Raw genomic sequence first — 24,992 nt, 5'->3', positions numbered from 1 at the left:
TCTTGATTGTCAGCGCAATTCCGTCCGTCTATTAAGGGCGAAATCTATGAATACCAGTAAGACGCAACATATAACTTCATATAGGTAAGGAAAGCTTGTAAGATTCGTGATCATCAAGAGGTAGTTGCTCTTGGAAAATAATGCAATAATTGCCCAAATAAAGCCAAAGGCCCAGGCAAAGCCACAATCCCGGCTGATCAAGGAAATTGCCAGCAAGAACAGGGTGAGCGTAAACAGGCTGAAAGCAGCTGGAAGAAGGATTTTACCGATTGTGGACAAGCTGCTGGCGAAATTGAACAGGCTGCTCAAAATGGCTAACAGTCCAGTATAAAGCAGCAAGAATAGGGCCAGCCAGCCGAGTGCTGTGAGGAAAAGCCGGTCCCTAGAAGGGCGCCGAATGTATACCATTGGATTGACTTTGAGCAAAAGATCTTGCATCAGCGGCAGAATTAGATATTGTGCCAAAAAGTAATACCAAAGCCAGGCAAAGTTGAACCAAAGGATTGAAAAGTCGTTCAGCTGCAGCGTATTGAACGGATTTTGCTGCCAAGAGCAAGGACGCATCAGCCAAGCCAGCCAAACAAGTCCTATCAGGGCCAAGCCCCCTCGTTTGGCTAAGCGAGCGTTAGCAATGAATTTCATAACAGTTCCTTTTCTCTGATAAGTTGACTTGCTAATAGCCAGAGCAATAAAATGCTTCCCCAAGCGATTAGCAGGTAGCAAGCCAGTTTTAGCGGCGAATTGACGAAGGCCCAGCCTGTCAAAATTTCAAGGTAGTTTTTGGAGAAAGCCGACATGAAGTACAGCCAAGCCAGGATGCAGGCCAAGCAATTGATCAGGCGAAAGCTAAGCATTGGCAAAAGCAAGCTGATCAAAAAGATGACGGTCTGGATCGCCATGATTGCCTGAAACAAGAGCAAAGCAGTCAAAAAATAGGTTGATAGAGGATTGACCTGGCCTTGCAGAGCAAACAATATTTCTCCTAATAAAGAAAAAATGCCGCTAGCAGCAACTGCCGTCAACGCAAGCCAATAGAAACGGTCAATAAGCCATTTATCGCGGGTGATTCTCGTTCGCAAGCAGGGATTGGCAAAAGAAGGAAAGAAAGCTGCCAGAAAGCCAGCGGATAAAGCGAAAACTGGCAGCAATAAGTTTGCTTCCAGCAGCTGCAGCAGGCCACTCGCGCTGCTGGTATAGTTGCCAGTCCAAATAATCAAGCTCGCGGCTGCAAGCGCCAAGAAAAAGACAAGGCAGATCATTTTGCGGTTGAGCTGCCAAATTTTCCTAAAGAAGATCATGGTGAACCCTCCAGTGGTCAACCAAGATCACGCCGAGCAAGATCAAAGCTGGATAAATGAACAGGCTTGGAAATGTACTGCGGTAATTATTGCTAAAAGTAGGAGTGATAATGCTCGGAATCGATAAACCTTCGAAGCCGGTTAAGTCGCGCGCGAGGCTAGAAGCAATTGAAATTAAAAACGGAATGACAATTTCCATGCCGTAAGGGATGCGGAAGGCAGCTGATGCTGTGGCAATTAAGCTGAAAAGGCCAGAAAAGACGAAAATGATTAAAAGACACAGCAGCCAGAACAAAAATGGATGGGAGAAGAAAAGGCCCGCGCCCCAACCGTTAGAAGCGATGGGAGAGAGTTCGTAGTGCTTAGGCAAGGGCCTAAGTGAATATTTGCTGAAATAATAGCAACCTTCCAAGATTAAAGGGATAATTCCAAGCAATCCGCCGGCGATGAAGGCGCTAAGATTGATATCAGCTAAATATTTTTGTGGCGTTTCGCGACTCAGTTGCATGCTAAGGAAACGCTGCTTTTTGTCTTCGGAATTAGTGCTGCCGGCCGCTAGGGCAGATAAGAGCGGCAGGATCACGAAATAGCTCCTGCTTCCCATGCCGGTATAGTCAAAGCCGGTGAGATGAACATAGGCACTGTTGATAAAGTTGGTATTCGCTTTTGAAATCGTCATTGCTTGAATAACGATCATTGCCAGGCCAATCAGCAAGGCGATCCAAGTCTGCCAACGCCTGCTGATCCTGATGAGCTGCTGCCGGATCATTGTCAAATTCCTCCTGTATACAACGAAAATATCTTTTTATTACTTTACGGAATCAGGACTCCATTTACCGTTTGCGTGGACGTGAACAAAATAGCCTTCCTGACTTTCAATCGCAAGACGAATTTTAACTCTGCCATAAATTTCGTAGGCACGATTATACATACGCACAGATTGATTAGGTCCTAGTCGATATTTAGGGTTTGAAATTTCAACACCATCACTCTTTTGCGCCCAAACATTTATATGACCTTTGCCAACTTGTGAGCATTTAACATAGGTTCTAGATTTATCAGTTTTAAGGCGTGGATTAGTATAAGCATTTCCGCGGTAGCGTGGAAGGATAATATCCCAAGATGTATCTGTATGGTTATTGGCATTGACAATACCAACGGAACCTAGTGAAATCATTCCAACTGCTAATGCAGCAAGGATAAACTTTGAAATTTTGTTATTCATAAATTTCCTCCTAAAGAATCAATATAATTCTTTAACTCAATATTATAGTTGCAAGCGAAAGGCAGTCAAGCGCCTTCATTAGCAAACGGATGTTATTTATTTATAATAATGATGATTTACCATAAATTACTACTCAAAGTGCTCTATCACTTGATATATCAACCTTTTAGAGGATTTCGTTGAATTTAAGTTACAACTCAAAAAATATTATCTTAAACTTCGAAAAAGGCCGTAATAGTAGGCTTCTTAGACATTGAGTTGTAAAATCCTGGGAAATTAGCACTAAAACTGCCGGGGTGCTGCCAAGGCATTCGGCACCAAGACCTCTGCTCTGAATTCTCCCCCGCCGCTGGCCAGCGCGGTTTTCGGACTAAAAGTTAACCGCAGGCGGCCATGGTAAGGCTCAAGAAAGGATTTGACCTTGCCTAAGCCAATCCCTACCCGGCCGTTTGCTACAACATTATCTCCTTCTGACCCGATCTTGACCCTCTTCTCTGTTTGGTTAAGCACGGTCAAAAGCATGGTTTTCCCAGAAAACTTCAGCACCGCCTTAACCTGGTGGTCCGTGGCCAGTGAGGCTGCCTGGCAGGCATTTTTCAAAAGATTGCCGGCAATGATGCACAGATCCAGCTGCCGCAAGGCTAAGTTGCCAGGAATCACCCCGGTCCAGCTGATTTCAACCTGCGGATACCGGGCGGCCAGGTCACCAATCACGGCATTGATTCCGCTGTTGCCAGTATCAGTCAATTGCCGGGTTATCTGGCTGTTTCCAACCAGGTCGTCGATATAGGCGGTCAGTTCCTGGTACTGGCCAGCATGAGCCAGGCCCTGCAGGCTGACCAGGTGCTGGCGGGCATCATGGCGAAACTTCTTGGTTTCCTTCTCTCGGGCCAAAAGCGATTCATAGTAGTTTTCCTCAGCCTGGAGCAGCTGCTCTTGTTCACTCATCGCGCCTTTTAATTCCCAAACCTGGAACTGGTCTTGCAAAAGAGCCATGTCCAGCCAGACGGCGGCCCCAGCTAAAGTGGCCTCCAGCAAGGGCCGGCCCAAGAAGGCCTGAAAGCGGCCGGCCGTCAGACCCGTTGCCCCCAAAGCCAGTATCTCCAGTAAGATCAGCAGCCACTTGGCCTTTTCTGGCCAGTTGCCAAAAAGATTTTTGACCTTAGGCGCCAAAAGCAGGTAAACGAAAGTCAAGGCCACAGCAGCTTCAAAAACAAGATCAGCCGCGACCACTGCTTGACCGACCAGCTGCTTCAAGCTCAGATCCAGCAGGCTTAAAACCGCATAGCTGCCCAGCTGGCGGAGGTCTTCTTCCTTTAAAGACCCCAGCAAAGTCCGCCCCAGAGCAAGCAGGGCGTAGATCAAAGCTTCATTTAAAAGGCCCAGCAAAGGACCAGCTAGGCCGCAGATTAACAGACCAAAAACATAAATCCCCAGCAGCCAGACCGGCTTGATTTTCTCCTTAAAAAGATAAGTGAAAGCCAGGTAAAATTTGCTGAACTGCAGCAAGATAAAAGCTGTGTTCAAAATCGTCTCGACATCAATAGACAAATTTTTTCCTCCAAAATCACAGCGGCTGAGCATAAAAGCGCAAGTAGTCAAGCCAGGCAGCTTCTACAGCCTTGACCTGGCGGCGAGGAAGCAGAATCGGCTGCTTTAGGCCAGCAAGGTAGAGCTGGTTATGCTTTAGATCGCTGATATGCTGGTAAGCCACGATGTATTGCCGGCTCACCCGGCCAAACAGGCTACTGTCAAGCTGATCTTCCCAGTACTTTAAGGGCTCAGGACTGATTACTTTTTTATCAGCCGTATAAATACAGCTCTGGTCACCCAGACTTTCCAATAGCCGGATTTCATTTAAAGGCAGAGCGGTCATTGCCTTATCTGGCAGAGGAACTGCCAGCAGTTGCCTGGCCAGGATTTCCTGGTAGGCTGCCTGCAAAACCGAGCTGATATCCTCCTTTTTCCAGGGCTTGAGCAGGTAGCGGAAGGCCCGGACCTCAAAGGCGGAAGGCATATAGCGGTCATAAGCAGTTAAAAAGACCAGCAAGTCACTCCGCTTGTCACGGCGCAGGCGGCGGGCCGTCTCCATGCCGCTTGTGCCCGGCATTTCAATATCCAGGAAGATTAAGTTGTAGCTTTTTCCTGCTTCAAGCAGGTCATCCCCACTAGCGTAGCAATCGACGCGCGCGGCGTTTAACTCCATCACCAGCAATTGCCGCAAACTCGCGCGTTCTTTTTCTTCATCGTCGCAAACCGCTATCCGCAGGCCCAGTTCCTCTTTCATCCCCATCTATCCTTTCCGGCCAATCATCCGTTTGACTTCTGTTTTGCTCTTTTTGCTTAAAAGCTTTCCATATACCAAAGTATACAGCAGGATAAAAGAAAACTGGCAGATCAGCAGGCCGGCAGGACTTGCTGCGTAAAGGACAAGCAAGATGGCCGTGACCAGAAAACAAACAAGCAGTGCTAAGGCAGCCGCCTCTGCCGCCTGCGGAAAAATGATGCTCCACTTATGCCCGCTGGTAAACAAGGCGAAAACCTTGGACCGGTTGAGCTGAACCCAGGCGCCAGCTTGATAGTTTAAGATGCTGGCTAGCAAAAACAAGAGCAAGATGCAGTTCAGCAGCTGCCACAAGCAGCTTTTTAAGTAGAGCTTGGCCAGGTCCAGCTTGCTTTGGGCGATCAGCTTCAAGCGGAATGGCTCTGGCGAGTAAGCTTTGGCCAGGCCGCGCCGCTTTAAGGCAGGAATAAGCTTAGCTGACCGGATAAAGAAAAGGTTGCCAGTTGACAAGGCTGGGTATAAAAAGTCATGCATGTCATAAACCTGGCTGGGCCGTTTGCTGTAGATGAGCAAGGGGTGGCGGCAAAGCTGAAAATCTTGCGTTTCATTTAAAGCGGCCAGCTTTTTCCGGCTAGTCAATAAGTGCATCCCTTTCGGCACGGTTTGCCGCTTTGCAGTATTAAGCGGCAGGATTCTGCGCAAAAAATTCCGGCATTCTGCCGATAGATCAGTCAAGGCAACTTCCTTTAGGTCCTGCTGGCTGACACCGGCCAGCTTCAAGGCTTGATCGTTGACGAAAACAATGTGGTCATAGCCGCCTAATTCAGCTGGCGACGTTTGCATCTGGTCATCCATGATCAAGGACAAAACTGCGTTGTCCTCCCCTTCCTCATCCTTGATCAAAGCCAACTCAGCTGGATAATAAGCCTGCCGGTCCAAACGCCCGTCATCATCAAAACTGACGGCCGCTGGAGTTGACTGCCATTTCTCCTTTGACTGGTAATTTTCATAGGAACTTTTAGCTAGCAAGGCCGCTTGCGGCAGGGACCAGGCTAAAAGCAGCAAGGCTGAGACCTGCAGGCAGCGCAAGGCAATTTTCCCTTGCTTTTTTCCAGAGCCACGGCTGACGTAGAATTTTCTTGGCAACTTCATCAGCAGCAGTGAAAAACAGATCAAAGACAATTCAACAAGCAATAAAAAGGCCAAATTATCCAAGCCAGCTTGTTCACGAAAAAGCAGCGCAAACAGCAAAGTGCCGAGCAAGCTGCCGGCAAGGCTCCAAACAAAGAGGCAGGCAAAATTGTCCCGCCAAATTTCCAACCTGCTGATTCCAGCCAGCAGGCGAATGGCATCTTGGCGATAGCCAAGCTGCAAAGGCAAAAGCAGGCTCGTAGTATATAAAAGCAAGCTGCAGATCAAGGGCAGCCGATCGACTGCATCGCGGCCAGGACCAAGAGAATATAAGAAAATAAGGGCTAGGGTCAAGCTAGAGACAGCAAGGCTTATTTTATTGCGCATGGTCATTCCCCCAAACAAATCCGCGTATCGCATTTTTTCGCTAGGGCTTCATCGTGAGTAGCGATGAAGACAAGCGCGCCTGCCTGTGCCTGTTTTAAAAGCAAGTCGGTAACCAGCTGCCGGTTGGCCGCGTCCAAAGAAGCGGTCGGCTCATCTGCATAGATTACCCGTCCTCCTTTATATAAAAGGCGGGCCAGGCCCAGACGTCGCTTTTCCCCGCCAGACAGCACGGCTGCTTTTTCATGAGCTTGCGCTAAACCAAGCATTTTTAAGTAATGCAAGGCTTGTTCCTGACTCTTTTTTTCCTTAGTCAGCGAGACATTGTACAGCAGGCTTTCTCCATCGATAATTCCAGCATCTTGATAGAGAAAGGCTGCCTTTTCCCGCCAAAATTTCTCCCTTTTTCTTGTTGGCCAGCTGTTAGCATTCTCACCATTGATCAAAATTTTTCCTTTGCTTGGTTGATCCAGCAAGCCGAGCAAGTTGAGCAGAGTGGTTTTGCCAGCACCGGACTGGCCAATCAAGGCAACTGTTTGCCCGCCATTGGCTTGAAAGGACAAATTTTGAAAAAGCAATTTACCTCCTGCTTGCGCCGCAAGCTGATCGGCAGAAACGCTTATTCCTTGCATTGCGCTACCTTCCTCTTAAATAAAAACTAGAACCATCTGATTACTTTAAAAAGATGTTTCCAAATTTATGTTATTTGACTACTCGGTAATAGTATCGATCAACGGTCTTTGGCAAATTAATTGCCCAAACTTCAGCAATTGAAGTTTTACCAGCAGCAGTATCAATAGACCGCTGCTTATGCTTTTTTCCCTTTATATCGATATACACAACCGTTGACCCATGCTTCTTGTTTACCTTGTATTCAGAGTGCACTTTGGCATTCCAAAATCCATACGTCCACTTACCACCTTCAGCAGGATGGCGAACATGCTTACCACTGGACAAATAAAATGCAGAAAATAATGGTGATGAATGAGTTGCTGTCCATTGCTCTTCAATCATTCCCTGAGTCCAATTCTCATTGTCGGCCGAAATATTCTCCTTGATTACATCGCTGTCGACAGCCGTAGCAGCGAATACCGGCGATACTGACATAAAGGAAATTGCGCTGACCAACACAGTACTTACAAAAAACTTTTTCTTCATTATGTTGAATCCTCCTTTGTTTCAACACCACAATTCTATCCCTAAAAGTAGTTTCAAAAGTGCAAATGCCGATGAGCGGTCGTCTGCGCCGACGAATGGCAGCAAAAAACAAAAACACCAATTGCAATAATAAATTGAACACTTGCCAATAACATCTGGTAAATTTTGACTATCTGTGTCGATAAATGCGACGGTTAGATGAAAAAAGCTGAAACTCTAGATATCGCACTGAGTTTCAGCCTTTTATTATCTTCGTTTTAAGTAAAAAATATTAACCTTTATTCTTGAGCTGAAGTTGATGCTTTTGGTAAAGTACAGTCAAAACGGCCCAGATAATGTTAATGATTGCCCATATGTTGCTGTATCTAGCATAAGCTGACTGCCTTGGAAAAACAAGCTGAACTACTGCCAAGATAGCCACAATCACCATCATAGCAGATACTGCTTTAAAAAAGCGCGGCCGGTCAATCCAAACGGCGGCCAGAACAAGTGCAACAATCGAAAGCAAATTAGCAATCAAGAAAAAGCGGTTAGTGGGATTGTCTTGCGTTGCGTAGCCAAAAGTATAGTTTGGCCCCAAAGCGACTAGGTAAATTACCATCAAAACCCGATAGGCAATTGTCTTTTGCTTCTGTGTAAACACTCTGATCATCACCTCTATTAATAGCTAGTCACCTTATAAACATACGATGGCGTAAAGTCCCCCTTAAACCAATTCTCTAATCCATGAGGCAGAACAACGGCACTTGGTCCTGGAATCGGGTAAAGAGCACGTTTAGTTGCTCCCCATTCATAAGCCAAATATACATACTTTGAGCAATAGCTTGGTGACTTTACATACATACTACTTGGGAAGAAGTATGAGGGATTGGTTTTCAAATACATATGCTTATATGCGTACGTACTTGCGTCATCAGCGTAGTGTGGATGCTTCCTAATTCGATAAACCGCAACATACTTTCCGTTCCCGGAGTTTCTCTTAAAGAAAGTTGCTTTTGGCGTATGTGTTGCATGCTTGCCAGGCCCTGGCATTTCCATGATGTACTTTGATGAAGATGCGATTGCAGCGTGGCCAATATACTTACTTGTAATATTTCTCCCGTAACAAATAAGAATATCACCTGCTTTCATACTATAACCCTTCCTAGCCGATACAGATGCAAAGCTAGTAAAAGGGAAAATAGAGCTATTACTTTTTGTCCCAGTAGCTGATACCGTGATCGGATTGTCCCCCGCTTGTTGACGAGGGACCTCATAGTTATCTTCTTCTACATATTGCGCAAAAGAAACCGTTGGATGCGTCTGTTGATATTCCAGATACGCCGGAAAAACAGATTCTTTGCACAATGAAAGGAATTCAGACTGCGTCATATTTTGATCAGTCAAAATACCTTTCTCTTTACCTGTATCATACGCCTTGATGAACTCACTTTGTTCATCAGAATTATCTGAATTGTTTGAAGAGGCTGAAGCAACTGATGGCATAGGTAAAATGCCAATGGCTAAACAAGCAGCTCCTGTCATGCAGATCTTCTTAAAATTCATAACTCTAACTCCTATCAAATTAGGTTCGTAATTATCATCGACCATATATTCTCAATTAGCTTGAGTCATAGTAAATAATAGCTGTGACAACCTTTCCTTACTCCCTTTCATTATCTATAACACATCAACTGAACATATATTGTGCTAACTTCCCATGGCAATCAAACTCAAGCTAGCTAAATAATCGCCCTAAACCCGCGAAAATACTACATTTTTGGCACATCTTTGCTTGCATTGATGTGCTTTTCTACGTCATCACTTGAGCATGATATCATACTCAAAAAGGTGTCTTATGTACTCCAACTGCTTGGTTGATATTCCTAAAAACACTGGTAAAATTCCCAGAAACAAGCGCAGTAAAACTACCTACATTGAATATGCTCATGCCAGAGAATATCTTCCGCCAATTGCCAATAAAACTGTGAGGCAAAACATAATGTCTTGTATTGTAATGCTTTACAGAATCCTTAGTCGTACCATAATACCATGCACAGTATACATACTTAGAAAAGTAGCTCCTTTGTTTCAACACCACAATTCTATCCCCAAAAGTAGTTTCAAAAGTGCAAATGCCGATGAATGGTCATCTGCGCCGGTGAATGGCAGCAAAAAAGCCCGCTGACCAGCAGCGAGCTTCGATATTATTCTTCCCAGCGAACTTCCCCATTCAAGTAGGTCTTCGCCAGGGACATGTCATCTTTCAAAATCAAAAAGTCAGCTGGCAGGCCCGGACGAATTGCCCCGCACTTGTCCAGCAGGCCTTGGCTGCGGGCCGGATTGTAGCTGGCCATCAACACGGCCTCTTCCTTACCAGCCAGCCCCCAGTCAACCAGGTTCTTCACTCCGTCCTTCAGCTGCAAGACGCTGCCGGCCAGGTTGTCGCCCTTCTTCAAGCGGGCCATCCCGTCTTTGACGTATACGGGCAGTTCACCCAGCATGTAGTCGCCATCCGGCATCATCCCAGCTTCCATGCAGTCAGTGATCAAAACGATATGGTCCTTGCCTTTAGCCGCCAGCAGGGCCTTGATGGCGCTAGGCGTGACGTGGTGACCATCAGCAATCAGTTCGTTGTCCATGTTCTCCAGTGCCATGGCTGCGTTAGCGATGTTTGGCCGGTTGTGGGAGAAGTCCGGCATCCCGTTAAAGGTGTGGGTAAAAATCGTTGCCCCAGCCTGCGCGGCTGCCTTAGTCTGGTCGTAGCTGGCACTAGAGTGGCCCAAGGCTACCTTAACTCCCCGGCTGACGGCATAGCTTACGAAAGCTGGCGTTCCTGGACGTTCTGGCGCAAGAGAAATTTTCTTCAGCATCCCCTTTGATGCTTCCAGCCACTTGTCCAGTTCTGCCGGGCTTGGATCCATCATGTATTTTGGATTTTCCGCCCCCGCGTGTTCTTCCGTGAAAAATGGGCCTTCAAAGTGGATTCCCTGAATCTTAGCTCCGCTTTCTTCTCCCTGGTGAGCAGCCAGCATTCGGCAAACCTCAGTCAATTGTTCACTGGACGCAGTCACCGTCGTTGGCAGCCAGCTGGTTACCCCGGCGCTCAGCAGGGCTTCAGACAGGCGGTTGATCCCCTCCCAGTCGCTCTTCATCACGTCTTCCTTAACAGAACCGTGGATGTGGGTGTCGACATAGCCCGGTGCCACACTGAAGCCAGTGTAGTCCACCGCGTCCGGCACTTGGCTTCCTTCTGGCAGGTAGGCCCCGAATTTACCATCAACAATCTCTAAATAGCCGCCTTTTTCCCGGCCATTTGGCAGGTAAAACTGATCAGCATGAATGTAATAGCGCATTTTTTCTCCTTAGTAAAACAATCTTTTCCTTCTATTATTCTTAACTCTGTAAGCCTTTTAGTCAATGCTTTGCTAAAAAATGAGCAAAAATAAAACTGCCCGTTTCAGGCAGTTAAAGATCAGCTATTGGATTCTTTGAAGAAAAAGCCCTGCGACCGGACCAGGTCTTCAGCAACTCTCTTCTGCTCATCCGTCAAATTGTAAAAACTTAGCCGCAAACCGCCTTCAAAGAGCATCAATGCTAAATTGTCATGATCCTGCAAGGCAATTTTTAAACCAAGTGTTTCGTTCACGCAAAAGCGCTTGATGAGCTTGCTCAAGTCTGGGTATTCTAATTGGCTTAGAAGATCTTGATGACGCAAGGAGTTCAGCCGGTCATCACCGTAATCCACATCATACAAATAGATTTCTGCGTCATAATAGCTGACCAAGCCCAAAATAATGAAAGAAAGCTTTTTAGAAAAAGATTTATAGTACTTTTCTTGGATAAATGACTCAAACTCATCGAATCTATCATTTCCAGCTTGAAAGGTTACGGGGAAAAAATCAAGGTAATACCATTTGCCTTCATTCTCTTCGTCATCTTTCGCCAAAATATTATCTAGTTTATTTTCCAACAATTCGGCCATCTCCTGCTAAGCTATCAGGCAGAACGAGTCTCCATAAGTATAGAGTTACCGAAAAGAAGATAGTTGTTATTAAATGTGGAAACTAACTTTTTCTCATAGTATGTCCACCCTGTGAATGTTTTTCCTATATTGTTGGCTCAAAGCCCCCGCTTGTCAATATTAATAAAGCATTAGCTTATATTAATTAAAAGAAACATATTTAAGCTTCCGTTCCAATCTGCTTGCTTTCGGCACCCAAACTGGTATTGGCTATTTTTTCCAATTTACCGCCTTTTTGGCTATAATTAGATTAGATATTTCATGATATAAAGGAAAAGAATTATGACTGCAGACCTGCAAAATTCAAGACATCAATTAGGGCGACTGGTTGGCGTCAATAAGCGCGAAAATTATTATGAGCTTCACTACGCGACCGGCGAAATTGCCCGCGTTTACCTGATCGCCAACGGCATCTTCCGCTACTGGTTGGATCCAAGTCAAGAATTTGCCGAGACTGACGACATGCTTGTCCACGGGATTCAGCCCGACCCGCAATGCTTTGCCCGGGCTACGGCCCACGCGACCAGCGACATGTTCATCATTAACGCTGGCAGCTGCAAGTTGATTTTCCAGCAGAAGACGTCTCTCTTCAGCATTTTTGACGAAGCGGTCCACCGGACCCGGCTAGCCCAGGCGGCCCCGCTGGAACTGAGCGGCAAGCATGCCATTGAAGTGCTCAAGCAGAATCAAAATGAATATTATTACGGTGGCGGGGTACAAAATGGCCACTTCTGCCACAAGGGCGACAAGCTGCTGGTCAAGACCGATGGGATCACTGGAAAAGACGGCGTCTTAGCCGGCGTGCCTTTCTTCTGGACCAACGCGGGCTTTGGGGAATTGCGCAACACCAAGTCCAAGGGGATCTATGACTTCAGCGCCAGTCATGGACAAGCTGCCCTCCTGCGCCACCGGTCGCCGGTCTTTGACGCTTTTTACATCATTGGCAATTCTCCACAAGAAATTCTGAACAAGTACTACTCTTTGACGGGCAAGCCACTGATGCTGCCAAAATATGCCCTGGGACTCGGTCACCTCGGCAACTTCATCGACCCAATCTGGACGGCTGCTAAAGGCAAGAAGCACGACGCGATCCGCTTTGAGGACAACAGCTACTACTCCCGCGGCGATGCTGATGGAAAAGAGCTGACCTACCACGCTTCCCTCAACGGGGAAGACAAGTACCAGTTCTCCGCCAGAGCCATGATCGACCGCTATCATCGCTGGGATTTTCCGCTGGACTGGCTGATCCCCAACTATGAAGCCAAGCAGGAGGCTGACCATGACAGCTATGCCGCTTTTGCCAGCTATGCTAAGGAACAAGGCGTTCACCCTGGCTTTTGGACTGAAGACGACCTGACTCCGCCTAACCATAGCGAAAGCCTGGCTATCGACAATCCGGAAGCTGACCTGAATGAAGCCCGGGAAAACCTGGTCAAGGAAAACCCCAAGCAAAAGCCCCTGGTCCTGGTCAGAGACAGCCTGCGCCCCTTCCAAAGCGAGGCCGTGCTGGCTTACGGCGACATTGGCGGCGACTGGACGGCCATCAAGACCCAAGTAGCCACCCTTTTGGGGGCTGGCCTGTCTGGCCTGCCCTTCTTAGGCGCGGCCGTTAATGGCAAGATTGGCGGCGACAATGCCCAAATGGCCATCCGCGATCTGGAATGGAAGGTCTTTACCCCCCTGCTCTTCGTCATGGATGACCAAAGCCGCTTCAGCAAGACCCCATTTGCCTATAACAATAAGATAAGCAAAATCATGCAGGCTTACCTGCGCCTGAGAAAGCGGCTCCTGCCTTACCTCTATAACCTGGCTAGACAAGCTCAGGACGGCGAAAGCCTGGTCCGGCCCCTCTTCATGGAATTCCCGCACGAGCAGATCTGCTACGGATCCAGCTTTGGCGATGAATTCATGCTGGGGCCGCAAATCCTGGTTGCCCCAATCGTCAGCGGCAAGGCTGACAGCCAAGGGGTCTCCGTCCGCGACCACATCTACCTGCCAGACAAGCAGACGATCTGGATCGATCTCTTCACGGGCGAACGCCTGATGGGCGGCCGGGTCTACAACCGGCGCAAGTACCCGCTCTGGCAGCTGCCGGTCTTCGTCCGCGGCGGATCCATTTTTGACCTGGGCGACCGCAACTTCGTCTTCTACCCGCAAGGCGACTCCACTTACGTCTCCTACAATGACGATGACCTGCAAGACTACCGCCACAACTGGGCCACGACGACCATCCGCACCCACTTGGCGGAAAGCAGCCTGAAGATCATCATTGAGCCAACTACCGGCTATTACCCAGACCTGGCCATCAAGCAGGGGGCCACGCTCAAGGTCTTCTGCGACCACCACCCGGAGGAAATCCACCTCAGCGTTGACGGTGAAAGCAGCAAGCTGGAAGAATACGGCACCCCTGAAACTTTGGCCAGAGCCAAGGAAGGCTACTACTACGACAACAAGTTCTCTTGGACGCCGGAATTCACCGACCTTGGCGCTGGTCCGCGCAAGGCCCTGATCATCAAGCTGGCTGAGCGCGACATCAAGCAGTCCAAGATCGAGCTCAGCATCAGCAATTTCCACTTTGCCAACGAGCAGCTGGTCCACCAGATCACTGACGCGGCCCTGCGCCTGCCCGGCCGCTTTGAGCTGGACTCCAGCAAGACCAGCGCCCATTCGCTGACGGTCAAGTGGAACCAAAGAACGCCAATGGTGCAGATCGAAGTGAACGGCCTGCTCTACACTGGCATCCCTGGCAACATCTTCACCTTCACCGACCTGGCCGCCAACAAGGACTACAAGTTGCGCCTGCGCTATGAGTCCGGCTACAAGGTTTCTGAATGGTCCGACTTCATCCAGGCCAAGACCAAGCGGGACCCAAGCGACTACATCATTACTGGCGTAAAGGCGGCCGCCAGTGCTGCCAGCCGCCCGGGACACCCGGTCAAGTACCTCTTGGACAAGCGCGAGGCTACCGACTGGCAGACCGCCCAAACGCCGACGGCCGAAGAACCGGTCACCTTGACCTTCGCCTTCCCGCAGCAGGTGGAGCTGAGCAAGCTGATCTATGTTCCAAGAGCCTTGGACAAGGAGGGACGGCCGCTGAAGATGCGGGTTGAAGTCTCTACCGATGGCCTGACCTTCAATCCATACGGCGGCGATTATGAGTTCAACGCCGACTGCAAGAACAAGGTCATCGGCCTGCGCGGCGTCAGTGCCCAAGCCATCCGCCTGTCAGTCCTGGAAGCGACGGGGACGGGCCTTGGCGCAAGCAGCATCAACTTCTACCGGCCAATCCAAAATTAAGCCAAAAACCGGAAGCATCAGCACGATGCTTCCGGTTTTATTTTTCCAAAATTTACATTTTCGGCTTGCGCTTTATTTTACGCGGATGCTGACCGGTGCTTACAAACCGGCTTGTCATTCACGTGATCCGCGTACAAGGCCAAAAGCGGGTAGACCAAGTACCAAATAAACACTGCCCAAGCGTGCGGAGCCCGGATCCAGCCAATGATGACGGTGACTTCCAAAAGGCCAGCGCAGACCCAGGTAACCCGCTCATTGATCTTAGTGACTGGCAAAGTGCTTAAAGCCAGACACAGGATCAGCTTGCAGCTCATGTTGATCAAGGGAATGGCTACCAGGTCCGGCGGGCCGCCGGCCAGAAAAATAATTTGAATCAGCATCCTCATGGCCAAGCCAATCCCGGCCAGTAAATTGACGAAATGAATGATTTCCGCCTTTTTCATGTTTCTACCTCTATCCTATTTCTTTCTCGATTTTTCTTTTACCAAACTTTTTGACAAATATACATTATCTGTAATACTTAGATTTAGTATATTGCTTTTTCCGATTTCTGGCCAATCTTTTCTTTCCTTATTATTTATTTTCGTTTTTTATGCTTTATGAGTACAGCAAAAATCGCTTTGGAAGAATCCAAAGCGATTTCTTTGTGCTGAGAAGGCGAATGATAAAAGTTTAACCCTTGTCCGCACCAGCGGTAATCCCACTGACGTAGAACTTCTGCATGATGATAAAGAGGATCGTGATTGGGATGGCAATGATGACACACCCAGCCACGAATTGTGCAAAGTAGGTCGTCGCGCTGCCTTTTGCTGAGGAAAGCATGTTGTACAAACCATAAGCAATGGTGTAGGTCTTGGCATTCCCGGAGGTAGAAAGGATAATCCCGGAGAAGATGAAGTCGACCCATGGAGCCATGAAAGTGGTCAAAGCCGTGTAAACGATCATTGGCTTGGAAAGTGGCAAACCAATCTGGGTGAAGACCTGCCATTTAGTCGCGCCGTCCAGTTCAGCGGCTTCGTCAAGCGACCGGGGAATGGTGTCGAAGAAGCCCTTGGCAACGTAGAAGCCTAAGCCCGCGCCACCAACGTAAACCAGGATCAAGCCGCCCAGGTTCAGCATATTGAAGCCCTTCAGGATGTAGTAGAGGGCGATCATTGACATGAAGCCCGGGAACATCCCCAAGACCAAGGCGATTTGCAGGAATGGCTTCCGGAATTTGAAGCGAAGCCGTGAAAGCACGTAAGCTACGGAGATTTGAATAAAGGTTGACAAAGTTGCGGAAATAATCGCGACGATCAAGGTATTGATGATCCAGTTCAAATATGGATATTCAGGGTTGGTAAAGATCCCAATGTAGTTCGCGAAAGTCCATTTTTCAGGGAAGAAAGTTGAGATAAACCCAGTATCGTTATAGGAGAAACTGGCCAAAACGATCCACACGATTGGGATCAGCCACAGAATTGCCAAAATCGTCAGCAAGAGATATCTGAAGAAAAGCGATAGCTTTCTTTGATGTGCGTAAGATTTCAATTCTAACCCTCCTTAAAGGCAGTCGTGTGCCGGTAAGCGATCAAGGAGACTGTTGCACTCAAGATGAAGATCAAGATGCCCAGAACCGCTGATGCGTTGTAGCGCTGCTGCTGACCGAAGGTCAAGTTGTACAGCCAGTTGACCAGCAAGTCGGTTGAACCAGCACCGTTGTAGTTGTTGTTCATTGGCTTACCGCCAGTCAGCAGGAAGATGACGTTGAAGTTGTTGATGTTCCCGATAAACTGCTGGATCAGGGATGGACCCATCACGAACAGGATCTGCGGGAAAGTAATGTTGTGGAAGACCTGGAAGGCATTGGCCCCGTCGATCTTCGCCGCTTCAATTTGGTCTTGCGGCAGGTTCTGAATAATGGCCATGGAAACCAGCATGGAAACTGGAATCCCGATCCACATGTTGACGATGATGACCGTCAAGCGGGCCATCCATGGGGAAGCTTCGTTGTCGATGAAGTGAATTGGCGAACTGATCCAGCCCCAATGTTGGAGCAGGGTGTTCAGTGGGCCTTGCGCGTCCAGGAATTGGGCGATCAGCAGCAAGGAAACGAATTGTGGGATGGCATAAGCGATGACGAAGATCGTCCGCCAAATCTTCTTGTGCTTGATCCCCTTGGATTCAATCAAGAGCGCCAAGAGAACGCCGCCCAGGAAGGTGGTTGCCGTCGCGGCAACGGCCCAGATCAGGGTCCAGCCCAGAACTGGGAAGAAAGTACCTGACAAGTCACCGCTCAAGACATTGCCAAAGGCCTTGAAGCCGATCCATGAGAAGCCGATTGGGTGCTGGCGGTCATAGTTGGTGAAGGCCAGCAGGGTCATGAAGACCGTTGGCAAAACCGTAAAGAGGATGATCCCCAGAATAGGAATGAACATCAAGGTCGCGTGCAGGCGCTGGTCAAGCAGGCTGTGCAGCTCTTCCTTGTTGCTTGCCAGCCGCTTGCCTTCCCGCTTAAGCACGTAGTTGTAGCGTACTGACCGCAAGTTGATGACATAGAGGTAGATAAAGCCGATCACCAGGAAGACGGCCAGGACCCCGAAAAGCAGGATCAAGACTGAGTTGTCTGGCTGCTTGGTGACATAAACCCCTTGACTAGAATCAAAGACGACCTTCTTGGTCTTAACCGCGCCTAAGCTTGGCAATTGGCCCAGGGCATGCAGACCGCTGGTGAACAGCCATACAAAGAAGACGATTTCCGTTGCCAGCAGACTGATCCCCTTTGCCCATTGCTTGTGCTTGAGGGCACTGGCCCCCATCACGAAGAAGGACAGTTTGTCAGCAGCATCCCCCTTGGACCACACCTCTCGATACGTGGCTGCAGGAGGAATGTGTCCTTTTCTCTTAAACATTTTCTATACTCTCCTTCTCAACCATTGGATTGATGATTGCTGTAAAAATTGACTAAAAACGCTAACTAAAACTAATTCAAGCTAACTTATTTCTTAGAAATCTTCTTGTCAAACTTAGCAAGCTGAGCCTTGTATTGTGAAGCCTTGATCTTGCCGTCGTAAGCACCACTGATCAAAGGAGCTGCGCCATCCCAGAAGGTTGCCATTTGTGGCAGCTTTGGCTGCAGAACTGAGTTGCCGCTCTTGGACATTTCGATTACGGCTTCAGCAACTGGGTCGCTCTTAACCGCGCTTGAGGCAACCGCGCTCTTCAGAACTGGGATTTGACCAGCTTCCTTGTGGGCGATCAGTTGTGACTTCTTGTTGGTGATGTAGGCAGCCAATTGTGAAGCGGCCTTAGCGTTAGAGGTGTGTGAGTTGACAGCGAAGCCTTCGATCCCCAAGAACGCTTCGAGTTGGGCCTTCTTGCCACCGACAGTTACCATTGGGTACTTGGCAACGCCGAAGTTCTTGCCCAAGATCTTCTTGATGTTGGCAGCGTTCCAAGGACCATCCATGATGGCGTCAGCGTTGCCCTTCTTCAATTGGTTCAAAGCGTTGGAAGTCTGCATTACGCCCTTGTTGCTCTTTTGCTTGGCAATCCAGGTCAAAGCGTTGACACCGTTTTGGCTGTTGAAGGTTGAGCCCTTAAGGTCTTCGCCGTTGTCGCCGTAAAGCTTGGTGCCGGCTGAGAAGAAGATTGGCCACATGGTGTAGGCGTTGGTAAAGTCAGTGGCAACCACGCCCTTAGAGGTCAAAGTGTTCCAGTCCTTGACGTCATTAGCTGACAGCTTGGACTTGTTGTAGTAGATCGTGTCGGCTTGTTGAGCGTATGGGTAAGCGTAGACCTTGCCCTTCCAAGTTACGCCCTTGTAAGCTTGGGCAACATAGTCGCTCTTGATCTTCTTGGTGTCGCTTGGTGACAGTGGGTTGATGTAGCCCGCGTTGGCCATTTGCCCCAATTGGTCGTTAGGAACTTCGAAGACGTCCGCAGCCTTGGATGCGTCTTTGCCGACGTCAGTCTTGGCGTTGGCTGAACCGTTAGGACTTTGGGTAACCTTAACGGAAATGTTTGGATACTTCTTGTGGAAGTCCTTCACGATTGACTTGTAGTAGCCGACTTGTTCGGTGTCAACCCACAAAGTCAATGAAGCCTTCTTGTTAGAATTATTTGATGAACTGCTGCTGCTGCTCCCATTTGAGCAAGCTGATAAACTCAACGCAGCCAATACTGCGGCACTGCTCATGGCAGCTTTCTTCCATAAACTCATTTTTTTTCCTCCTAAAATAACATTTGTTAGTTTTCATACCGCCTGCGGCCTTTGCCGCAAGTCTTGGTAAGCTTGATTAAATTAGTTTCCAGCAATTCTTCTTAATTGCTGATCGTTACGTGCGTGTCCTTGTCGAAGAAGTGGGCACTGTTCAGGTTGAAGCCCGCCTTGACGTTGTCGCCAGGGTGGTGGAAGTCGCGGGCGTTTACCACGCCGACGAATTCAGTTCCATCGACGTTCATGTAAAGCTGGCTTGTTGCCCCCAGCAATTCCGAAACGACGACTTCCGCGTCAACCGTTGATTCTGGCCAAGTGTCCAGGAAGGCTTGTTCCATGTGGATGTCTTCAGGACGCAAGCCCATCACCAGCTTCTTGTCCTTGTAGCCCTTCTCGTTCAATTCCTTGGCCCGGCCTTCTGGCAGACGCATCTTTACGCCCTTGCCATCGGAAATGTAGGCCCCGTCAAAGGAAATATCGAAAAAGTTCATTTGCGGTGACCCGATGAAGCCAGCCACGAATTGGTTGACAGGCTTGTTATAGACTTCCTTTGGCGTCCCGATCTGCTGGATCCGCCCGTTGTTCATGACGACGATCCGGCTGGCCAAAGTCATGGCTTCGGTTTGGTCGTGAGTAACGTAAATCGTGGTCGTCTTCAGCTTTTGGTGAATCTTGGCGATCTCCGCTCTCATGGAGACCCGCAGCTTGGCGTCCAGGTTGGACAGCGGTTCGTCCATCAGGAAGATTGGCGCATCACGTACGATCGCTCTCCCTAAGGCAACCCGCTGTCTTTGGCCACCAGACAGGTCGGCTGGCCGCCGTTCTAGCAGGTGGGCTAACCCCAAGGATTGGGCCGCGCTCTTGACCCGCTTGTCGATTTCACCCTTGTCATAGTGACGCAGCTTCAGGCTGAAGGCCATGTTGTCGTAAACGGACATGTGCGGGTACAGGGCGTAGTTCTGGAAGACCATAGCGATGTTCCGGTCACGTGGGCCAACATCGTTCATGACCTTGCCGTCGATGGCCAAGGTCCCCTTGGAAATGTCTTCCAAGCCAGCGATCATCCGCAGGGTCGTGGACTTGCCGCAGCCAGATGGCCCAACAAAGACGATGAATTCTTGATCGTCGATGTGGAGGTCAAAGTCAGACACGGAGTAGTCGGTGGCATTTGGGTATTTCTTATAGATGTGATTTAAGTCAATTTTTACCATTGCTCTTCTACCTAGTCCTCTTCTGTCTATTTTTCAGTCTTTTCAAACACTTTTTCGATTTCGCTCAATTCAAGGGCGCTCGTGGAGCCAACCACGTAGTCCGCTCCCTTGAGCACGACCGGATCCCCGATTCCGACCGCGAATTGGCCAGCAGCCTTGATTGACTGGATGCCAGCCGGCGCGTCTTCAAAGGAAATTACCTCGTCAGCCTTCAAGCCTAGCAGCTCTTGGGCCTTGACGTAGATTTCCGGATCCGGCTTCCCATGCTTCAAGGTCGCTGGGTCAACCCGGGCTTCGAAGGCATCCTCCAAGCCCAGCTGGTGCAGAATCAGCGGCGCGTTCTTGGAGGCTGAGGCCAGGGCCAGCTTCAAGCCTTGCTGCTTGGCTTCGTCAAGAAGCTTGCCCATGTTTGGCAAAATGTCTGCCCGAGTCATCTGCTTGACCGCGTTCACGTAAGCCGCGTTCTTCTTGGCGGCCAGGGCTTCCTTCTCTGCTTCCGTGTATTGGTCTTGCTTGTGACCAAATTCCAGAATCAGCTCCAGGGAGTCCATTCTTGATCTGCCGCGGAGCTTGTCGCCAAACTCTTCCGGAAGATCAATGCCAATGCTCTTGGCCAGGTCTTGCCAAGCTTTCAAGTGGTAGACGGCTGAGTCGGTGATTACCCCGTCCAGGTCAAAGATTAATCCTTTAAGCATTTAGTCTGTCCTTCTTTCAATGCAACTTCTTGATCCCAAACCTTGACCGTCAGGTCAGCACCTGACAGAAGGCTGATCTTGACCTTGTCGGCAACTTCCACGGCCAGGATACGACCCCGGTAGTTGATCTTGAAGCTGTAGCGCGTCCAGCCCTTTGGCAGGAATGGCGCGAAGCTTACGCCGTCTTCGTTGTAGCGCATGCCGGCAAAGCCTTGCACGATGGCCAGCCAGCTGCCGGACATTGAAGTGATGTGCAGGCCGTCGCTGGTGTCGTTGTTGTAGTTGTCCAAGTCCAGGCGGGCTGTCCGCTTGTACAGGTCCATGGCCTTTTCCTGCTTGCCCAGTTCCGCGGCCAGGATGGCGTGGATTGAAGCACTCAGGGAGCTTTCGTGAACCGTCATTGGTTCGTAGAAGTCGAAGTTCTTTTCCTTTTGTTCCTTGGTGTAGCGGTCATTCAAGAAGTAGATCCCTTGCAAAACGTCGGCTTGCTTGATGAATGGGGAACGCAGGATCTTGTCCCATGACCAGTGCTGGTTCAACGGCAATTGGTCGGCAGGGATGCTGGAGACTGGACGCAGGTCCTTGTCCAGGTAGGTATCGTTTTGCACGAAGATGCCTAATTCCTTGTCTTCTGGGAGGTACATGCGGTCAACGATGTCTTGCCACTTGGCCAGTTCATCGTCGCTTACCTGCAGGCGCTTCTTAGCCGCTTCATCAGCCAGTGGCCAACGTTCCAGGGTGTAGCTGAGCAGCCATCTGGCCATCGTGTTGGTAAACCAGTTGTTGTTGACGTTGTTTTCGTACTCGTTAGGACCGGTTACCCCGTGGATCATGTACTTGCCCTTGCGCTTGGAGAAGTGGACCCGGTCAGCCCAGAAGCGGGCGGTCGATACCAAGACGTCCATCCCTTCGTCCTTAACGTAGGAGTCATCGCCCGTGTAACGGGTGTATTGGTAGATGGCAAATGGAATGTCCGCGTTTCTGTGGATTTCTTCGAAGGTGATTTCCCATTCGTTGTGGCATTCAATCCCGTTGAAGGTCACCATTGGGAACAGGGCCCCCTTCAAGCCTTGCTGGCGGGCGTTGTGGAAGGCGCCTGGCAATTGCTCGTGCCGGTATTCCAGTAACGCGTGGGTAACTTCCTTAGGAGCAACGGCCAAGTACATTGGGATAATGAAGGCTTCCGTATCCCAGTAAGTGGCACCGCCGTACTTTTCACCGGTGAAGCCCTTTGGCCCGATGTTCAAGCGAGGGTCTTGACCATAGTAGGTCATGAACAATTGCAGGATGTTGAAGCGGATCCCTTGTTGGGCATCTGGGTCGCCGTCAATGGCAACGTCACAGGATTCCCAGCGCTTAGCCCAAACCGCCTCGTGGTCAGCCAGGTTTTGGTCAAATGACTTAGCCTGCAGCTGGTCCATCAGCTTTTGCGCTTCGGCTGCCTGCTCCGCGTCAGCCACGTCCCGGCTGGTAACGACGATGACGTCCTTTTCCAGTTCGAAGCTTTCGCCTTCGCCCAAATCATAGGTGAAGCTTTCGCTCAATTGCCCTGCGGCTGTCTTGACCGTGCCTTCGACTTTTTCGTTGTTTTCCCGCATTGATTCCTTAAGGAGGACGGTGAATTGTGGGGTGCCGAAGTTGTTGGCCTTGGTCCGCAGCTGAATGCTTCTAGCGCCGGCGTCTTCGCCTAAGGCATCCCAGAAGCCTTCTTCATAGTTGGAGTCTTCATTGTAGACCCGGCCGTTCAAGCCGCTGGCTACCGCAATCTTGGCGCTGCCGCTTAAAACGGTGGCCTTGACCTTGATCAAGGCAGCCTGGCGGATGACCACGCTCAAGAAGCGGGTAAACTCAAACTTGACGCGGACGTCGCCGCCTTCATAGATGAAGGAGCGGGTCAGCAGGCCTTGATGCATGTCCAGGGTAAGCTCGAAGTCGCTGATCTTGTTGACGGCCAGGTCCAGCTTGGTGCCGTTGATCGTGATGCCCAAGTCAATGAAGCTTGGCGCGTTCAAGGTCTTGCCGAAGTAGTCCGGGTAGCCGTTCTTCCACCAGCCGACCCGAGTCTTGTCTGGGAACCAGACGCCCGCGTAGTAGGTGCCTTTCAGGCTGTCGCCGCTGTAGCCTTCTTCAAAGTTGCCGCGCAAACCCATATATTCATTGCCGATTGAGGTCATGCTTTCTTGCAGCCGCTTGTCTTCTTTATTGAAGGTGTGGCTGGTTAATTTCCAGGGATCGATTTCAAAAATGCGTTTCATGTTTCTTTTTTCCTCGCTCAATTGATTCTGACTCAATTATGCCGTTACTTGCAAACGCTAACAAGGACTGATTTGATGTTACCGTTAACAGCTTTTTTACATCGTTTCAATCACGTAGCCTTTTGGCGCTAATTTCCCGTCAGCGTACTTTTGGCTCAAAGCCGCGTCAGCCTTGACTTCCACCGGCTGGTCAGTCGTGTTGAACCAGGCTTCGACCTTTTCAGCGCCGGCGCGCTTGACGTGGACCAAACCGTTTTCAGCGACTTCCAAAAGGGTCGTCCCCTGACTCAGGGTCTTGGCGTGGGCCAAGCGGAACTTGATCAGGCGGCTGACGGCCTCCCAAACGGGGCTGCCCGCCTTGGACCAATCCATTGGCTTGCGGCAGTCCGGATCAGCACCGCCGCTCATCCCCATTTCGGTCCCATAGTAGATGCATGGAGTCCCGGTTTGGAGGAAGGTGAAGGCCAAAGCCTGCAGGGCCTTGTCTTCATCTTCGCCGGCAACGGTCTTGATTCTTGGCGTGTCGTGCGAGTCCAGGACGTTCAGCATGACTGAATTGGTCTGGTCCCGGTACAAGAAGAGCTGGTCGGTCAGCAGCTCGGTCATGGTCTTGGCGTCTTGCGTCCCCTTCAGGAAGTGGTCGGAAATCAAGCCGGTGAACGGATAGTTCATGACCCCGGAGAATTCGCCGCCATTAAGCCAGGACTGGCTGGAGTGCCAGGATTCGCCCAAGATGTAGAAGTCGGGCTTGATAGCCACGACCGCGTCATGGAAGGCTTTCCAGAAGTGGTGGTCCACTTCGTCCGCCACATCCAGGCGCCAGGCATCGATATCGAATTCCTTGACCCAATAGGTCGCGATCGTCAGCAGGTAGTCCTGAACTTCCGGGTTGGCGGTGTTCAGTTTTGGCATGTGCTTTTCAAAGGCAAAAGTCTCGTAGCTTGGATCTTCCGGATCATATGGCTCAACCGGAAAGCGGTTGATGTGGAACCAGCCGGCGAAGCGGGACTTGGCCCCATTTTTGACTACGTCCTGCCATTGCAGGGAGTGGTCGCCCATGTGGTTGAAGACGGCGTCAAGCATGACGTGCATCCCCCGCTCATGCGCCGCGTTGACCAGCTGGGCAAACAGCTTCTTGTCGCCAAAGTCAGGGTCGATCTCCAAGTAGTCGATGGTGTCGTACTTGTGATTGGAGCTGGCCTTGAAGATCGGGCAGAAGTAGAGTCCGTTGACTCCCAGCTGCTTCAGGTAGTCCAAATGGTCCAGCACCCCTTGCAGGTCACCGCCGTAGAAGTCTTCTCTAGTCGGGTGGTCTTCAGGATTCCAGGCCTTGGTGCCGGGGCGGTCGTTTTGCTTGTCCCCATTGGCGAAGCGCTCAGGGAAGATTTGGTACCAGACCGTGTGCTTGACCCAGTCCGGGGTCTTGACCATGTCGATTTCGTGGAAGTAAGGCAGCTTGAAGTAATTGTTTGGATCCTCGTAGGCTGCTTCTTCGTCTTCCCGCAGGCCGCGGTCGCCATAGACGCACTTGCTGCCGTCAAGGCCAATGACCTCAAACAGGTATTGGGCCCGGTGCAAAGGCAGGGTCAGGGTGCCTTCCCAGTAGTCCTGGACCTGGCCATGCCCGGCCAGGGTCAAAGACAATTCCCGCTTCTTTTCCAGCGGCTCATGCACGTCAGCGTAGTAGACGCGGACTTCCTTGATGTCTTTGCCCGTGTGGAGACGAACCTTCATTTGTTCTTTGTTGATCAGGAAGCAGTCTTCGCTTTCTGGTCTGTGTCTCAATGCTGCAGTTTGCATTTGCTTATGCTCCTTAGGTATTTTTTGCTTGCTGTTCGTTCTTTACTGTGTTT

23 protein-coding genes are annotated in these 24,992 nt (G+C 49.8%); 2 read left to right on the top strand and 21 right to left on the bottom strand.

Features of this window, described 5'->3' with window-relative positions:
* Positions 1-9 precede the first annotated feature (9 nt).
* The 13 genes from FYJ62_RS04945 to FYJ62_RS04885 all read right to left on the bottom strand — a co-directional run bounded on the left by FYJ62_RS04945 (position 10) and on the right by FYJ62_RS04885 (position 11,432).
* Entirely contained in the window at positions 10-642 is a 633-nt protein-coding gene (locus FYJ62_RS04945; protein ID WP_154548324.1) for a hypothetical protein, read from the bottom strand.
* Positions 639-1,298 (bottom strand): hypothetical protein, encoded by a 660-nt coding sequence (locus tag FYJ62_RS04940; protein ID WP_154548322.1) that lies wholly within the window; start codon positions 1,296-1,298, stop codon positions 639-641. The genes FYJ62_RS04945 and FYJ62_RS04940 overlap by 4 nt, the downstream gene beginning before the upstream one ends.
* Entirely contained in the window at positions 1,285-2,067 is a 783-nt protein-coding gene (locus FYJ62_RS04935; protein WP_154548320.1) for a hypothetical protein, read from the bottom strand. Before FYJ62_RS04935 ends, FYJ62_RS04940 begins: the two co-directional genes overlap by 14 nt.
* 39 nt (positions 2,068-2,106) lie before the next feature.
* A complete protein-coding gene (locus tag FYJ62_RS04930) occupies positions 2,107-2,523 on the bottom strand; it encodes a hypothetical protein (protein WP_195837391.1) in 417 nt (138 codons plus the stop codon).
* A gap of 282 nt (positions 2,524-2,805) precedes the next feature.
* Positions 2,806-4,074, bottom strand: a complete 1,269-nt coding sequence (locus tag FYJ62_RS04925; protein WP_229771838.1) for a GHKL domain-containing protein — start codon at positions 4,072-4,074, stop codon at positions 2,806-2,808.
* Positions 4,075-4,090: 16 nt separating this feature from the next.
* Complete coding sequence (locus FYJ62_RS04920) at positions 4,091-4,810, bottom strand: LytR/AlgR family response regulator transcription factor (protein ID WP_154548318.1); 720 nt, start codon at positions 4,808-4,810, stop codon at positions 4,091-4,093.
* A 6-nt stretch (positions 4,811-4,816) separates the two neighbouring features.
* Positions 4,817-6,187: a hypothetical protein gene (locus FYJ62_RS04915; protein ID WP_229771837.1), complete on the bottom strand. Its 1,371-nt coding sequence runs from the start codon at positions 6,185-6,187 to the stop codon at positions 4,817-4,819.
* 140 nt (positions 6,188-6,327) lie between these two features.
* Positions 6,328-6,954, bottom strand: a complete 627-nt coding sequence (locus FYJ62_RS04910; RefSeq protein WP_154548314.1) for an ATP-binding cassette domain-containing protein — start codon at positions 6,952-6,954, stop codon at positions 6,328-6,330.
* A 70-nt stretch (positions 6,955-7,024) separates the two neighbouring features.
* On the bottom strand, positions 7,025-7,480 hold the full coding sequence (locus FYJ62_RS04905; RefSeq protein WP_229771836.1) for a lactococcin 972 family bacteriocin: 456 nt from the start codon (positions 7,478-7,480) through the stop codon (positions 7,025-7,027).
* Positions 7,481-7,751: 271 nt separating this feature from the next.
* Complete coding sequence (locus FYJ62_RS04900) at positions 7,752-8,132, bottom strand: hypothetical protein (RefSeq protein WP_154548312.1); 381 nt, start codon at positions 8,130-8,132, stop codon at positions 7,752-7,754.
* 8 nt (positions 8,133-8,140) lie between these two features.
* A complete protein-coding gene (locus FYJ62_RS10760) occupies positions 8,141-9,025 on the bottom strand; it encodes a hypothetical protein (RefSeq protein WP_229771835.1) in 885 nt (294 codons plus the stop codon).
* A 641-nt stretch (positions 9,026-9,666) separates the two neighbouring features.
* The gene (nagA, locus tag FYJ62_RS04890; protein ID WP_154548310.1) at positions 9,667-10,815 is read right to left on the bottom strand and encodes an N-acetylglucosamine-6-phosphate deacetylase; all 1,149 of its coding nucleotides are present in this window, start codon (positions 10,813-10,815) and stop codon (positions 9,667-9,669) included.
* Positions 10,816-10,934: 119 nt separating this feature from the next.
* Positions 10,935-11,432, bottom strand: a complete 498-nt coding sequence (locus tag FYJ62_RS04885; protein WP_195837393.1) for a hypothetical protein — start codon at positions 11,430-11,432, stop codon at positions 10,935-10,937.
* Between the two features lie 333 nt (positions 11,433-11,765).
* Between FYJ62_RS04885 and FYJ62_RS04880 the strand changes: the two genes are divergently transcribed.
* Entirely contained in the window at positions 11,766-14,780 is a 3,015-nt protein-coding gene (locus tag FYJ62_RS04880; RefSeq protein WP_154548306.1) for a TIM-barrel domain-containing protein, read from the top strand.
* A 77-nt stretch (positions 14,781-14,857) separates the two neighbouring features.
* Here the strand turns inward: FYJ62_RS04880 and FYJ62_RS04875 are convergent, their stop codons facing one another.
* From FYJ62_RS04875 to FYJ62_RS04860, 4 genes are all read right to left on the bottom strand, one after another.
* Positions 14,858-15,223 carry a hypothetical protein gene (locus tag FYJ62_RS04875; RefSeq protein WP_154548304.1) on the bottom strand — a complete coding sequence of 122 codons (366 nt, stop codon included), beginning with the start codon at positions 15,221-15,223 and terminating at the stop codon, positions 14,858-14,860.
* A 229-nt stretch (positions 15,224-15,452) separates the two neighbouring features.
* The gene (locus tag FYJ62_RS04870; protein WP_154548302.1) at positions 15,453-16,310 is read right to left on the bottom strand and encodes a sugar ABC transporter permease; all 858 of its coding nucleotides are present in this window, start codon (positions 16,308-16,310) and stop codon (positions 15,453-15,455) included.
* Between the two features lie 2 nt (positions 16,311-16,312).
* Positions 16,313-17,671, bottom strand: a complete 1,359-nt coding sequence (locus tag FYJ62_RS04865; protein ID WP_154548300.1) for a carbohydrate ABC transporter permease — start codon at positions 17,669-17,671, stop codon at positions 16,313-16,315.
* Between the two features lie 86 nt (positions 17,672-17,757).
* Positions 17,758-18,957, bottom strand: a complete 1,200-nt coding sequence (locus tag FYJ62_RS04860) for an extracellular solute-binding protein (protein WP_229771840.1) — start codon at positions 18,955-18,957, stop codon at positions 17,758-17,760.
* Here FYJ62_RS04860 and FYJ62_RS10755 point away from each other — a divergent pair.
* On the top strand, positions 18,869-19,051 hold the full coding sequence (locus FYJ62_RS10755) for a hypothetical protein (protein ID WP_206987989.1): 183 nt from the start codon (positions 18,869-18,871) through the stop codon (positions 19,049-19,051). The two genes, FYJ62_RS04860 and FYJ62_RS10755, sit on opposite strands and share 89 nt — an antisense overlap.
* Positions 19,052-19,082: 31 nt before the next feature.
* On the opposite strand, the gene FYJ62_RS04855 is transcribed toward FYJ62_RS10755, so the two are convergent.
* From FYJ62_RS04855 to FYJ62_RS04840, 4 genes are all read right to left on the bottom strand, one after another.
* A complete protein-coding gene (locus tag FYJ62_RS04855) occupies positions 19,083-20,189 on the bottom strand; it encodes an ABC transporter ATP-binding protein (protein ID WP_154548296.1) in 1,107 nt (368 codons plus the stop codon).
* 26 nt (positions 20,190-20,215) lie between these two features.
* Positions 20,216-20,884 carry a beta-phosphoglucomutase gene (gene pgmB / locus FYJ62_RS04850; RefSeq protein WP_154548293.1) on the bottom strand — a complete coding sequence of 223 codons (669 nt, stop codon included), beginning with the start codon at positions 20,882-20,884 and terminating at the stop codon, positions 20,216-20,218.
* Complete coding sequence (locus FYJ62_RS04845) at positions 20,869-23,139, bottom strand: glycoside hydrolase family 65 protein (RefSeq protein ID WP_154548291.1); 2,271 nt, start codon at positions 23,137-23,139, stop codon at positions 20,869-20,871. Before FYJ62_RS04845 ends, pgmB begins: the two co-directional genes overlap by 16 nt.
* 96 nt (positions 23,140-23,235) lie before the next feature.
* The gene (locus tag FYJ62_RS04840) at positions 23,236-24,939 is read right to left on the bottom strand and encodes a glycoside hydrolase family 13 protein (protein ID WP_154548289.1); all 1,704 of its coding nucleotides are present in this window, start codon (positions 24,937-24,939) and stop codon (positions 23,236-23,238) included.
* Positions 24,940-24,992 lie beyond the last annotated feature (53 nt).

The sequence above is a fragment of the Lactobacillus porci genome, from assembly GCF_009695985.1.
Classification (GTDB): Bacteria; Bacillota; Bacilli; order Lactobacillales; family Lactobacillaceae; genus Lactobacillus; species Lactobacillus absianus.
This window is presented reverse-complemented; position numbering and strand designations above follow the sequence as displayed.

Coding starts and splice junctions, on each gene's coding strand:
- FYJ62_RS04945 (WP_154548324.1), bottom strand. CDS start 642: ATGAAATTCATTGCTAACGCTCGCTTAGCCAAACGAGGGGGCTTGGCC.
- FYJ62_RS04940 (WP_154548322.1), bottom strand. CDS start 1,298: ATGATCTTCTTTAGGAAAATTTGGCAGCTCAACCGCAAAATGATCTGC.
- FYJ62_RS04935 (WP_154548320.1), bottom strand. CDS start 2,067: ATGATCCGGCAGCAGCTCATCAGGATCAGCAGGCGTTGGCAGACTTGG.
- FYJ62_RS04930 (WP_195837391.1), bottom strand. CDS start 2,523: ATGAATAACAAAATTTCAAAGTTTATCCTTGCTGCATTAGCAGTTGGA.
- FYJ62_RS04920 (WP_154548318.1), bottom strand. CDS start 4,810: ATGAAAGAGGAACTGGGCCTGCGGATAGCGGTTTGCGACGATGAAGAA.
- FYJ62_RS04910 (WP_154548314.1), bottom strand. CDS start 6,954: ATGCAAGGAATAAGCGTTTCTGCCGATCAGCTTGCGGCGCAAGCAGGA.
- FYJ62_RS04905 (WP_229771836.1), bottom strand. CDS start 7,480: ATGAAGAAAAAGTTTTTTGTAAGTACTGTGTTGGTCAGCGCAATTTCC.
- FYJ62_RS04900 (WP_154548312.1), bottom strand. CDS start 8,132: ATGATCAGAGTGTTTACACAGAAGCAAAAGACAATTGCCTATCGGGTT.
- FYJ62_RS10760 (WP_229771835.1), bottom strand. CDS start 9,025: ATGAATTTTAAGAAGATCTGCATGACAGGAGCTGCTTGTTTAGCCATT.
- nagA (WP_154548310.1), bottom strand. CDS start 10,815: ATGCGCTATTACATTCATGCTGATCAGTTTTACCTGCCAAATGGCCGG.
- FYJ62_RS04880 (WP_154548306.1), top strand. CDS start 11,766: ATGACTGCAGACCTGCAAAATTCAAGACATCAATTAGGGCGACTGGTT.
- FYJ62_RS04875 (WP_154548304.1), bottom strand. CDS start 15,223: ATGAAAAAGGCGGAAATCATTCATTTCGTCAATTTACTGGCCGGGATT.
- FYJ62_RS04865 (WP_154548300.1), bottom strand. CDS start 17,671: ATGTTTAAGAGAAAAGGACACATTCCTCCTGCAGCCACGTATCGAGAG.
- FYJ62_RS04860 (WP_229771840.1), bottom strand. CDS start 18,957: ATGAGCAGTGCCGCAGTATTGGCTGCGTTGAGTTTATCAGCTTGCTCA.
- FYJ62_RS04855 (WP_154548296.1), bottom strand. CDS start 20,189: ATGGTAAAAATTGACTTAAATCACATCTATAAGAAATACCCAAATGCC.
- pgmB (WP_154548293.1), bottom strand. CDS start 20,884: ATGCTTAAAGGATTAATCTTTGACCTGGACGGGGTAATCACCGACTCA.
- FYJ62_RS04845 (WP_154548291.1), bottom strand. CDS start 23,139: ATGAAACGCATTTTTGAAATCGATCCCTGGAAATTAACCAGCCACACC.
- FYJ62_RS04840 (WP_154548289.1), bottom strand. CDS start 24,939: ATGCAAACTGCAGCATTGAGACACAGACCAGAAAGCGAAGACTGCTTC.